The 12,646-nt window shown below is 67.1% G+C and carries 6 protein-coding genes; 4 read left to right on the top strand and 2 right to left on the bottom strand.

Translation table 11 applies throughout. From position 1 onward, the window contains the following. Nucleotides 1–117: 117 nt before the first annotated feature. Both OO54_RS16700 and pglX read left to right on the top strand, forming a co-directional pair. Complete coding sequence (locus tag OO54_RS16700) at nt 118–5,043, top strand: DUF3320 domain-containing protein (protein ID WP_033203926.1); 4,926 nt, start codon at nt 118–120, stop codon at nt 5,041–5,043. A 103-nt stretch (nt 5,044–5,146) separates the two neighbouring features. Next, complete coding sequence (gene pglX, locus OO54_RS16705) at nt 5,147–8,809, top strand: BREX-2 system adenine-specific DNA-methyltransferase PglX (RefSeq protein WP_234439402.1); 3,663 nt, start codon at nt 5,147–5,149, stop codon at nt 8,807–8,809. Nucleotides 8,810–8,891: 82 nt separating this feature from the next. Here the strand turns inward: pglX and OO54_RS16710 are convergent, their stop codons facing one another. Together OO54_RS16710 and OO54_RS16715 are read right to left on the bottom strand one after the other, a co-directional pair. Continuing rightward, nucleotides 8,892–9,098: a DUF397 domain-containing protein gene (locus tag OO54_RS16710; protein ID WP_033203930.1), complete on the bottom strand. Its 207-nt coding sequence runs from the start codon at nt 9,096–9,098 to the stop codon at nt 8,892–8,894. Then, nucleotides 9,095–9,952 carry a helix-turn-helix domain-containing protein gene (locus OO54_RS16715; protein ID WP_418953261.1) on the bottom strand — a complete coding sequence of 286 codons (858 nt, stop codon included), beginning with the start codon at nt 9,950–9,952 and terminating at the stop codon, nt 9,095–9,097. The genes OO54_RS16710 and OO54_RS16715 overlap by 4 nt, the downstream gene beginning before the upstream one ends. A 121-nt stretch (nt 9,953–10,073) precedes the next feature. Between OO54_RS16715 and OO54_RS16720 the strand changes: the two genes are divergently transcribed. Together OO54_RS16720 and OO54_RS16725 are read left to right on the top strand one after the other, a co-directional pair. Beyond that, a complete protein-coding gene (locus OO54_RS16720; protein WP_078905223.1) occupies nt 10,074–10,556 on the top strand; it encodes an ATP-binding protein in 483 nt (160 codons plus the stop codon). Between the two features lie 97 nt (nt 10,557–10,653). Then, a complete protein-coding gene (locus tag OO54_RS16725; protein ID WP_033203933.1) occupies nt 10,654–12,582 on the top strand; it encodes an AAA family ATPase in 1,929 nt (642 codons plus the stop codon). Nucleotides 12,583–12,646 lie beyond the last annotated feature (64 nt).

Raw genomic sequence — 12,646 nt, forward strand, 5'->3', positions numbered from 1 at the left:
TCATACTGAGTTGTGGATCTCGGGCGTGTCCTGAGGGACGGGCTGGTAAGCAGGTGTCTCCAGGGGGGCCTGTGAGTGTGGACACCCCTGTGCGCTCAGCTCAGGAGGTCACCCCATATGCCCCATCAGCGTCAGACCCCGCGTACCGCGACGAGCGATCCCGGTGTCGACCGGCTGAAGGTCGTGCTGGAAGGCTGGCGCCACTCGCTGCTCGACCTGGGCGGCCGTAACCGGTTGCTGAACTTCCGCCACACGAAGACGGCGACACTGGAGCTCACATCGCCCAGCGCCGCGACACTCCTGAACGGACTCGCCAGAGGTTGGGACTTCGCCCCGGTCGCGCCGGATCCCGCGGAATCCGAGGACGACGGCATCGAAGTGCCGGCCGAAGGCTCCGGAACCGGGGTGGTGACGCAGAAGCCCACTCAGGCGGCGCTCGACAGTGCCCTGTACCAACTCCGGCAGAAGTCCGGCCAGACGTTCAACGACTACGGTCTGTGGGTGCTGTGGCTGGGCGTCGGCATGCTGGACTGGCGTGAGCCAGGCGCCGAGGAGAGCAGTGCCGCGCCGCTGCTGCTGGTACCCGTGGAGCTGCGCCGCGACAAGGACCGTCGCTACCGAATCCATCCGGCCGACGGCCAGGACCGCATGCACAATCCCGCCCTCGCGGTGAAGCTCGAGCGGCAGGGAATCGACTGGAGCCGCGTCACGGACACCGACGTCACCGACCTCTCCGCCGTGATCTCCGCGGCTCGCTCGGCCGCAGCCAGCCAAGCAGGCTGGAAGGTCGACGAACGGGTGGTGCTCGGCCTGTTCGCCTCGCACCGGGAGGCCATGTACCAGGACCTCCAGCAGAACGAGGAGCGCATCCTCGGACATCCGTTGGTGAAGGCCGTCGCGCTCGGCCCTGCCGCCGGTCTGCCGGACGATCTGATCGGCTTCGAGCCTCCGGAGCTCGACAGGATCGACGAGGTCCAGTTGCCCGAGGAGACACCGCTCGTCCTCGACGCGGACGCCTCTCAGCGGCAGTGCATCGCGGCCGCGCTCGACGGTCGTTCCTTCGTGGTGAGCGGTCCTCCTGGCACGGGCAAGAGCCAGACCATCACCAACATGATCGCCGCACTCATGCACGCGGGCCGCAGTGTGCTGTTCGTCAGTGAGAAGGCCGCGGCCCTGGATGTCGTGCGCAACCGTCTGCGGAGTGTGGGCCTCGGCGACTTCGTCATGGGGCTGCACAGCGCTGATACGAGCAAGAAGGCGGTGGCCACCGAACTGGCCCGGGTGCTGACCACCGAGGCCCGGGCCACGGGAGCGGCGGAGCACGAGCTGAAGCAGGCCCGCCGGCTGCGCGAGGAGTTGTCCGCCTATGCGGCGGCGATGAACCAGACGCGTGAGCCTCTGCAGCGCGGTCTCCACGACGTCCTGGGCCGCTTGATCCAGCTGGAGCTGGCCGACACCCCGCAGCTTGCGCTGTCCGGGCAGAACGCCCGGACGGTCGACAGACTGAGCGCCTATGCGCTGCAGGAACTGGTCTCCGCCGCCGAAGCCGTCAGCCGTGCCTGGCGACCGGCCGCCGAGGGGGATTCCTTCCCCTGGCGGGGGCTGGCCGGGAACTCGGCGCCCTCCGTGCTCTCCGAGGCGGCCGACGCACTGAGTGCCGTACGGGCCGCTGCGGTCCGACGCCCGTTCGCTGCGCATCAGGGCGAACCCGCCTCGGTACGTGAACTCCAGCAGGCCGTCCGCGCACTGCGGGACGGGCTCCCAGGGCAGGACGGTGCGGCGGACGGAGGTCTGCCCGAGGACGTCTCCGACCAGCTCGCCCAACTCGCGGATCTCTTCGGTGTGCCGAAGCCGAACGGAGCCGAGGCCGCCTTCGCGCTCTGTGAGCTGGCGGATCTCACGAAAGCCGATCACCGTCCGCCGGCGGGATGGTTCGACGACGGCGTACGGAGCACGGCACATCGCGCCGCACGGGAACTGCACCAGGCGCTGGCCACCGAGGCCGCGGCGCGGGCAGCAGCGGAGGACGTCTTCGGCGAGCAGGTACTGAGCGCGACCGAACTACCGGAACTGGTGGCGCGATTCGCCGACCAGCACAGCGGACTGCTGGCCCGCTTCTCGGCGCAGTACAAGGCCGACCGGGCCGCGGTGGCGGCACTGACGCACAGCGGCACCTGGGACAAGAAGCTCCCCGGCCGTCTAGAGCAGGCACTCGGCTGGCTTCACGCGACGCAGGAGCTGCAGCGTCTCGCCGATCAGCACACCACCCTCCTCGCACGCTGGACACCGCGCACCGCGTCGCAGGCCGAGGATCTCGACCGGGCACTGGCGACCGCCGACCGCATCGCCGAGCTGGGCGGAGGGGCCGCCCGACGCGAGCGACTGATCGGCCAGCTGGCCGACGGCTCCGACACCGACCCGTTGCCCACGCTGCTCGCCGCGAACGTACGGAGCGCCCTTGCCACGTGGTGCACCACGGCGAGCCGCCGCGCCGAACGCTGGTCCGCGTCCGCGGCAGCACTCCTCGGCCTCTTCGACCCGGCCAGGAGCACCCAGCTCTCCCCGTCCCTGCTGGGTGGCTTCGAACAGGCGCAGCAGCTGATCGACGTACTCCTCGCCGATCCGCACGGCCCGGACGAATGGCAGGCATACCGCGCCGGTGTCGCCGTCCTCGCCCGTCACGACGCCGACGACCTCGTCGCGAACGCGGCCGAGCGCGGCATCGACCCGAAACAGCTGCCCGCCATCGTCGAGCAAGCGGTTCTCCGCTCCTGGGCCGACGCGGTCCTGGCCGGCGACGACCGGCTCCGCACCACCCGCTCCGAGGACCTCGACGCCCGGGTGGCGGACTTCCGCGCCGCGGACCGCCGCCTCATCGCGGCTGCCGGCGGGGCGGTGATCGAGCAGTGCAACAGACGCCGCCCGCGCAATCACAGCGGTGGCGGCAGCGCCGTCATCAAGCGCGAGGCGGAGAAGAAGACCCGGCACATGCCCGTACGCGAACTCCTCGGGCGCACGCGCGAGGTCGTCCAGTCGATCAAGCCGTGCTTCATGATGAGCCCGCTCACCGTCAGCCAGCACCTGCCTCCGGACTTCGCCTTCGACGTCGTCATCTTCGACGAGGCGTCCCAGGTCCGCCCCAGCGACGCGATCAACTGCATCTACCGGGGCCGCAGCCTGATCGTCGCGGGCGACGACAAGCAGCTGCCGCCGACCTCGTTCTTCGACTCCTCGGTCGAGGACGACTCGGACGAGTACGCGGAGGACGTTCCCGACTCCTTCGAGTCCCTGCTGCACGCCTGCAAGGCCGGGGCCATGCGGGAGCTGTCGCTGCGCTGGCACTACCGCAGCCGTCACGAGGACCTGATCACCTTCAGCAACCGCGAGTTCTACGCGAACTCGATGGTGACCTTCCCCGGCTCGCTCGACAAGGGCAACGACGTCGGCGTGGACTTCCTCAAAGCGGACGGCGTGTACGACAAGGGAGGCCGCCGGGACAACCGCAGCGAGGCGGAGTTCGTGGCCGAGCGGGTCATGCACCACTTCGACACCCGCCCCGGCAGGACACTCGGCGTCGTCGCCCTCTCCCAGGCACAGGCCTCGGCCATCGACCTGGCCGTCCAGCAGGCCCGCATCGCGCGTCCCGACCTGGAGCACTGCTTCACCGAGGACCGCCTCGACGGCTTCTTCGTGAAGAACCTCGAATCGGTCCAGGGCGACGAACGAGACGTCATGATCATGTCCGTCGGATACGGCCCCGACGAGCACGGCACCCTCGGACTGAACTTCGGCCCCATCAACAAGGGCGGCGGTTGGCGCCGTCTGAACGTGGCGGTGACCCGTGCCCGCTACCGCATGGAGGTCGTCTCCTCCTTCCGCGGCGCACAGCTCAAGGACAGCCCCAATGTGAGCGTCCAGCACCTGAAGCGCTACCTGGAGTACGCCGAGCAGGGCCCCGCGGTCCTCGCCCGTGACGTCGTCCAGGGGGACGCCGAGCCCGACAGCCCCTTCGAGGAGTCCGTGCTCGAGGTGCTGCGAGGCTGGGGATACCAGGTCCAGCCCCAGGTCGGTGTCGCCGGCTACCGCATCGACCTCGGCCTGCGCCACCCCGAGCTGCCGGGCGCGTACGCCCTCGGCATCGAATGTGACGGCGCGATGTACCACTCCTCCAAGACCGCGCGCGACCGCGACCGGCTGCGCGAGCAGGTGCTCAACGGCCTGGGCTGGCGGCTGTACCGGATCTGGGGCACGGACTGGTACCGGGGACGGAAAGCGGCGGAGCTGCGGCTGCGGGAGGCGGTGGAGCAGGCGATCGAACATGGCCCCCTGGCAGCGTCGGGGCCGAAGCCGGTGCAGGACGCCGGGGTCGGGACGGCTGCCAGCGCGGCGGCCCACGGCCGCGGGCGGGTGGTGACCGTTCCTGTCGAGGAGCCGCAGGTCGAGGTCGAGTACGAGCGCGTACCCGTGGACACGGGAGTGGAGCGCGAGTGGGCTGCTCCGTACCGCCCCAGCCGGCTGACCGTGAGTTCGACGTACGAGATGCACACGGCCGAGGCACGGCCGGCCCTGCGCAAGGCGCTGATGCAGATCATCGAGGCCGAGGGGCCGATCCACCTGGACCTGCTCGTTCTGCGGGCGCGGGAGGCCTGGGGCGTGGGACGGGCCGGGAGCCGGATCCGGGACAACGTGACCTTCGTGGCGCGGAGCCTGGTGAACGCCGAGGCTGCTGCCCGGGAGGGCGATTTCTACGACGCGAAGGACCGGGGCGGACTGGACGCACTGAAGGCACGGCGCCCGGAGCCAGGGGACACCCCACGGAAGGTGACCCTCATCGCCCCGGCTGAGCGGCAGCTGGCCCTGTACGAGATTGCCGTGGAATGCCCCGGTATGTCAGAGGACGAGCTGATCAAGCAGATCTGCGACTTCTTCGGCTGGCGCCGGATGGGCGGCGATATCCGCGAGGCGCTCACTGCGGACATCGCCGAGCTCTACCGGCGCGGCAGGCTCGAAGGCGGACCGGGAAGGGTCGGCGCGGTCCGCTGACGGTGGGAGCACGACAGGTCCGGACATTCCTCCTGAGCTGGCAGGATGGACGGACCGTAGGTTTGGAACGGGTTGTGTGTTACGGAGAGAAAGGCGCCGCCTCGTGGACAAGGCCGCACTGCTGAAGGACCTGCGCAAGCAGGTCACCGCGCTGGAGGACGACCTCAGGGCGCGGACGGACTCGGAGGACGAGTTCCGTGTGGCGCTCGAGCGCGAGTACAAGGCGGCGCGAGAGGCCCAGCGCACGGCGGCCACGTACGGAGCGTGGCGGGACGAACGCGTCACGCAAGCGGCGGCGGCGTGGATCCTCGCGACGGTCTTCGTCCGCTTCTGCGAGGACAACGGGCTCATCACCGACCCGTACATCGCAGGCCCGGGGGAGCAGCTGGCGGACGCGGAGGACCGGCAGGCGGCGTTCTTCCGGGAGCGGCCCGAGCTGAACGACCGGGACTGGCTGGTCGCCGGCTTCGAGGCGCTGGCCGGCTCGCACGAGGCGGTGGCGGGGCTCTTCGACCGTGGCCACAACCCGCTGTGGGAGCTGACCCCGTCGTACGAGGCGGCGACGCGGTTGCTCGGCTTCTGGCGGGAGCGGGGCGCGGACGGCGAGATCGTTCATGTGTTTGCGGACGACGAGCTGGACACGCGGTTCCTGGGCGACCTGTACCAGGACCTGAGCGAGCACGCGCGGAAGACGTATGCGCTGCTGCAGACGCCGGAGTTCGTGGAGGAGTTCATCCTCGACCTGACGCTGGAGCCGGCGGTCGAGGAGTTCGGCCTCGACCCGGTGTGGAAGCACAAGCCGAAGGGCTGGCAGGGGACCGACCCGATCGCGCGGGGGCTGCGGTGCATCGACCCGGCGTGCGGGTCGGGCCACTTCCTGCTGGGGATGTTCGGGCGGCTGTTGGAGAAGTGGCGGGCGGCAGAGCCGGGCACGGACGACTGGGAGCTGGTCCGGCGGTCGCTGGAGTCGGTGCATGGGTGCGACAAGAACCCGTTCGCGGTGGCGATTGCGCGGTTCCGGTTGTTGGTGGCGGCGCTGAAGGCGTGTGGGGAACGGCGGCTGAGTGCGGCGCCCGCGTTTCCGATCAATGTGGCGGTGGGGGACTCGCTGCTGCATGGGCGGGGGGCGGAGTCTGTTACGGAGACGCTGGACACGTTGTTTGGTGGCGGGGACGAGGGAATGTTCGCGTACCGGACGGAGGATGTGCGGGAGTACGCAGAGCGGGTAGATCTGCTGGGGCGGGGGACGTATCACGTTGTAGTGGGGAATCCGCCTTACATCGAGGTTAGCGACGAACAGGAGATCAAGAACTATCGGGCAGCGTATGTCTGTTCCAATAAATTCCCGCTCTCCGTTCCTTTTGCTCAGAGGCTGTTCGAGCTCGCTGTTCGTTCGAATGTCTTGGAAGTCCAGGGGGGTCGCGTTGGGCAGATCACTTCCAATTCGTTCATGAAGAGGAATTCAGGTAAGCGTCTAATCGAGGAGTTCTTTCCCGGGGTTTCTCTGAGTCATATTATTGACGTTTCGCGTGCGCATATTCCCGGACATAATCGCGAGGGTACGCCAACGGTCGTCTTGGTCGGCGAAAACAGGATTCCTTCTCGCCGCACTTCGGTGCGGATGGTGACTGGCTTGAAGGGGGGCGACGGTTCTGCCGGAGACGGCCCAATTCATCAGCGTCAACCGTGGTTGTCTATCGCGGATCAGGCGAACGGAATCGGGGACGCGGAGGATGGCTGGTCTGCTGCTGGTGAGGTCCCGCGAGACTATCTGGCGAAGCATCCTTGGATGCTCCCTGGAGGTGGACGGGAGCAACTGCGTTCCACTCTCGCGAATGGTTCAACGCCTCTGAAGTCCATTATCGAGCCGCCGATTGGGCGAGCTGTGAGAGTTGGCGCGGATGCGGCCTTTGTGCGACCGCTGCATTGTATTGGACGGGGTGAGGCGAACGCAAAGTTCCTTAGGGGGTTCTTGACTGGCCGCTCGGTGCGGGATTGGAGTGCCGTCGGCGCGGAAGGGATTCTCTACCCCTATGCTGGCGAGGCGTCTCCGGAGGTTCTGGCTCGCGAGCTCTGGCCGTGGAGGACCCTCTTGGCTGCACGTCGCACCTTCAAAGGGGATATGGCCGATGCTGGGCTCGAATGGTGGGAGTACATGCAGCACACGGAATCTGCATATGCGACTCCACTTTCGATCACATTTGCCTTCAAGGCGTCGCATAATCATTTCAGCCTGGATCGCGGGGGTAACGTTTTCAATCGACATGCCCCGATCATTAAGCTAACGTCCAGTGCGGATTTGCGTGCTCATTACTCCCTGCTTGCCGTTCTGAATTCTTCTGTGTCGTGTTTCTTGATGCGGGAAGCCGCGCAGCATCAGGGCGGCGGCTCGGCCGGGCATCCCTGGTCGTGGACCATGGAGTTCACCGGAGGAATTGTCCAGAATCTACCGATCCCTGATGGGTCGTTTGACTCCTTCGGGGAGGAGCTGGATGAGCTTTCGCGTACTCTGCTTTCGCATGAGCCCGCTAATGTACTGAATTCTGGCATGCCGAGTCGTCAGCGAATGGAGGCTGCGCGAGCCGAGGACGAGCAGACGCGCGCCAACATGATTGGCCTGCAGGAGGAGTTGGACTGGGTTGTGTACGGTGCTCATGGTCTCCTCGATCGCGCAGAGATCGCCCGCACGTTGCTGCCTGACGGGATCGAACCGCCCAGGGTGGCTCTGGGGCAGCGGGCATTTGAGATCGTTCTAGCTCGAAAGGAAGGTGACGGCGAAACTAGTTCGGGATGGTTTAATCGGAGTGACGTGATTCGTAGCACGGAGATTCCTGACGACTGGTCTGACCAATATAAGGCCATTGTGCAGGCTCGGATCGATGTTATTAACTCCAGGCGAGACATCGCTCTCATTGAGAGACCTGAATGTAAGCGTCGATGGGAAAGTAGGCGATGGGAGGACAGAGAGAAGGAAGCGCTCAAATCCTGGCTGCTTAACGCTTGTGAGCGCCGAGATTTGTGGTTCCATCTCAGGGATGGATTCCCTTCCCCGCGAACACTGAGTGTCAACCAGCTTGCCGATGCACTCCGCAGTGACCCTGAGGTGAGTGTCGTCGCTGAACTGTACGCCGAGCATTCGGGAAGTCGAGATGTTACCCTTGTGGACATTCTTGCGGACGTACTCGACGTGGAGCATGTGCCGTATCTGGCTGCATTGCGTTACACAGACTCTGGGCTGCGCAAGCACGCGCAATGGCGTGATGTTTGGATCAGGCAGCGACGAGAGGACGAAGGAGTATCTCCTAGTGATATCTCCGTCCCGCCTGAGTATGTGAATAGCGGCAGTCGACTCGACTTCCTCAAGGCGTCCTACTGGTCCCACCGCGGCAAGCTGGACGTCCCCAAGGAGCGGTTCATCTCGTACCCGGACGCGTCGCCCGACTCCGACCCGACCATTCTCCTCGGCTGGGCTGGCTGGGATCACAAGGATCAGGTGCAGGCGCTGGTCAACGTAATCAACGACCGCACCGAGCAGGCCGGTTGGGACACGCCGCGGCTCACCCCGCTCATCGCCGGCATCCAGGAACTGATGCCCTGGGTCCACCAGTGGCACGGCGAGCATGACGAAGAGTGGGGCGGCACGCCGTCCGAGGAGTACCAGGCGTACCTGGACGAGCAGCGCGCCAAGCATGGCCTCTCAGTGGAGGGCCTTACGGCCTGGCGCCCGGAGAAGAAGAAGGGCGGTAGGGCCAAAAAGGCCGACTGAGCCCGCGTGTACAGCCGCGTATAGATGAGGGCGCCCCGCCGACGGCACGGTCCGTTGGCGGGTGCCCTCGTCAATGCAGTGCTCAGCCTTGCGCGGTGAACTCCACGAAGGCAGCCCATTTTTCAGGCGCCAGGGACAGGCGCGGCCCTTCCATGTCCTTCGAATCCCGGACGTACACGGTGCCGGGGCGTACAGCGACCTCAACGCACTGGCCGCCCTCGGCGCCGCTGTAGCTGCTCTTGCGCCATGCGAGTTCGAGGGCGCTAGCGGTGGTGTCTGCGACGTTCATACTTCTCCCAGCAGCTTCTCGATGAAGGCCAGAGACTCCCATGGGGTGAGAGCCTGCGCTCGGATGATCCCATAGCGCGCCGCAAGCGCGCGGACCTCCTCTCGATCCGTCACCAGCGTGCTCCGCCCCTGGGCCTCCATGTATCCGAACTGATTGCCACCGCGTTGAGTCATCAGCGTGAAGGGGCCGTCCACGCCGGCGTTGTCCTGTCGGTCGAGCGGCATGACCTGGAGCTCGACGTTGCGCCTCTGTGCGACCAGACGGATCTGTTCGAGCTGGCCCCTCTGCACAGACCTTCCGCCGAGCGGGCGCCGCAGGGCGGGCTCCTCCATGACGAAGCTGAGCAGCGGAGAAGGTTGCCGATTGAAGATCTCTTGGCGAGTCATCCGAGCCGTAACGCGCTGCTCGATGATGTCCTCATTCAGTAGCGGGCGGCGCATGGTTAGTAGAGCTCGGGTGTACTCCTCTGTCTGCAACAGGCCGTTGACTACGTGGTTGTCGTACACGTGAATCTCAGCGGCCTCCATCTCCAACCGCGCCGCGTCCCGAAAGAACGCCGGATACTGCGCCCGCGCCACCTCCCTCTTCCCCGCCTTCAACACCCCACCCGCATCCAGCACCTCATCCGCCTGGTCGATGAACCTCGGCGGCGGAATCCGTCTCCCCTGCTCGAACGACGCGATCGTCGACGCCGAGTACCCCGTCCGCGCCCCCAGCTCCGCCCGTTCAACCCCCGCCCGCACCCGGCACAGCTTCAACTGCTGACCGAAGAGGTGCAGGATCCCCGATCCGGACTCATCCCCGCCCCCACCCCTGGCCTCGTAGCTGTCCTCGGACCCCTGCTGCTCCACCACGCCCGGCACCTCCGCAACCCGCCCCGCACCACGTACACCGCGCGCCACCAACGCGTACAGCCCGTACCGTCAGCGCGTCACTCCTGGTCAACGGTACGCACGCTCCGCAACCGTTCTCCGCATGAACCAGGCAATTACTCCTCCCGTGGTGGAACAACAACACCCGACCACCACCCACGAGTTCACGATGCAGTTCACCTCCACCCCACGCGGAGCCCGTCTCGCCCGCCGGCTCGTCTCCCACCGGCTCGACGACTGGGGCCACCCCTACACCTCCACCCCCAACGAGACCCTCACCCTCATCGCTGCCGAACTCACCGCCAACGCCGTCCGCCACGGCCACGTCCCCGGCCGCGACTTCCGCCTCCGCCTGCTCCTCGTCGCCACAACCCTCCGCATCGAGGTCACCGACACCCGTACGGAGAGGCAGCTCAACACCGACCTCACGCACGCACCACCGCCGACCGAGGAATCAGGCCGGGGCCTCTACCTCGTCCGCCACCTGGCCGACCGCCTCGGCTGGTTCCCTCGTGTAGGCGCTCCCGGTAAGACGGTCTGGGCCGAACTCGACCTCCTCGCACCACCACTCGCCGCATCCTCATAAAAGTGAAAAGATCTGAAATAGCGTCATCTGTCTCGCTAGCCTTGATCCGTCCCAGCGGGCCCCAACGGGCCCGCCCGCACCACGTTTCAGGACGACCGTGAAGATCAAGCGTGTACGCATCGAGAACTTCTGCTGCCTGCACAAGGTGGACATCGCCTTCGACGAGATCACCTCGTTCATCGGCCCGACCGGCGTCGGCAAGTCCACCGTGCTCCGCGCACTCGACTGGTTCTTCAACGGCGAAAAGTCGGTGGCCCTCACCACTGACGACATCCACTCGGCGGTGGCAGGTGCCGGCGGCGAGCGCATCTCCGTCGAGGTCGAGTTCGACGGACTGACCGACTTCGACCGAGAGGCCCTCGGCCGGTACGCCCCCGACGACGCCACCACCGTGAGCATCTGGCGTACCGGGGACAACGGTGAGGACAAGATCACCGGCAAGGCACTCGCGTACGCGCCCTTCGACGAGATCCGGAGCGTGCTCGGCGGCGCGATGACAAAGCGCAGGGCGTACAACGCCCTCCGGGACAGCACCCCGAGTCTCGGGATGCCTCCCGCCGGCAGCGAGAAGGCCGTGAACGAGGCCATGCTCGCCTGGGAGCGGGCGCACCGGGACCAGCTCACCGAGGCGGAGGTCGAGGACACCCACTTCTTCGGGTTCGCCGGGCAGAGCAAGCTCGCCCAGTTGATCGACTTCGTCTTCGTCTCCGCCGACCTGCGCGCCTACGAGGAGGCCGACGACCAGAAGGCCTCTGCCATCGCTCGCATCCTCGACCACGCCGTCGACCGTACCGAGGCCGACGCCCAGCTCGGTGAGATCGAGGAGAACGCCCAGCTCGCCCGCCAGGCGGTCCACGACAACGTCTACGGTCCCGCTCTGAAGGACATCTCCGACGCGCTCTCCGCCGAGGTCGCGAAGCTCACCACCGGGCGCCAGGTCATAGTCACCCCGACCGTACGGGCGCCGAGGCCGGCCAAGACCGCGTTCCAGGTGAGCATCAAGGACGGGGGTGCCGAGACGTCCGTGTACCGCCAGGGGCACGGCTTCCAGCGGGCGCTGATCATTGCCGCGCTGAAGTACCTGGCCGACCGCAGGCGGCCGGAGGGCGGGACCCGGACGCTGTGTCTGGCGGTCGAGGAGCCGGAGCTGTTCCAGCATCCGCCGCAGGCGCGGACGTTCGCGAAGGTACTGCGCGAGCTGGTGACCTCGTCCGCCGAGGGGCGTACGCAGGTGATGTACGCGACGCACAGTCCGGTCTTCATCGACCCGGCCGGCTATCACCAGGTCCGGCGGCTCACTCGCGACGCCGGGGCAGAGCACCCGGTCACCCGGGTGAGGCAGGTGACGGAGGACGAGCTGTGCCGGTCCCTGGAGGGGCTGGTGAAAGAGGAGGCCGTCCGGCGGCGTAGCGGCGTCGCGATGGCGGGGTCGCTCGCCGAGGCGTTCTTCGCCCACGCGGCGGTCCTGGGCGAGGGGACGACCGACGGCGCGCTGCTCGACGGCTGTGCCGAGCGGAACGGGATCAACCTCGGCGCCGAGGGAATCACCTACGTCGACGTGACCGGCAGGGATAATCTCCTGCTCAGCCACGCGATCCTGTCCGCGATGGGCGTGCCCTGCCACGTGGTCTTCGACGGTGACGCCGGGATGGAGGAGCGCAAGCGCGAGTCGGTGCGGCACTTCGACGAGGAGAAGCGTGCGGAGAAGGAGGCTGCGTTCGAGCAGCAGGCGCGCAAGATCTCGGGGAGCAACGCGGACCTGCTCGGGTACTTGGGGGAGTCCAGGTCTCCCTGGCCGGAGACCGGTTCGGCCGGTACGTACACGGTGTTCGCGGACAACCTGGAGACGTATCTCGGGGAGAGCTGGCCCTCCTGGGGTGAGCGGCAGCAGCAGCTGATCGCCGCGGGCGAGGGCGTCTCGGACAAGAACGCGGCCACGTACCGGGAGGCGGCCCGCACGGCCGCGACAGCCCCGCCGTACGTACTCCAGGCGATGCTGGAGAACGTCAGGGGGATGGTTCGCTGACCCTTGGGCTTCCGCTCCGGCCGGGACGGGGGGGAGGGGGAGGGGGCACGGCACCCGCTCCAGC

This window comes from Streptomyces wedmorensis (assembly GCF_000716445.1).
GTDB classification, from domain to species: Bacteria; Actinomycetota; Actinomycetes; order Streptomycetales; family Streptomycetaceae; genus Streptomyces; species Streptomyces wedmorensis.

Coding starts and splice junctions, on each gene's coding strand:
- OO54_RS16700 (WP_033203926.1), top strand. CDS start 118: ATGCCCCATCAGCGTCAGACCCCGCGTACCGCGACGAGCGATCCCGGT.
- OO54_RS16710 (WP_033203930.1), bottom strand. CDS start 9,098: ATGAACGTCGCAGACACCACCGCTAGCGCCCTCGAACTCGCATGGCGC.
- OO54_RS16720 (WP_078905223.1), top strand. CDS start 10,074: ATGAACCAGGCAATTACTCCTCCCGTGGTGGAACAACAACACCCGACC.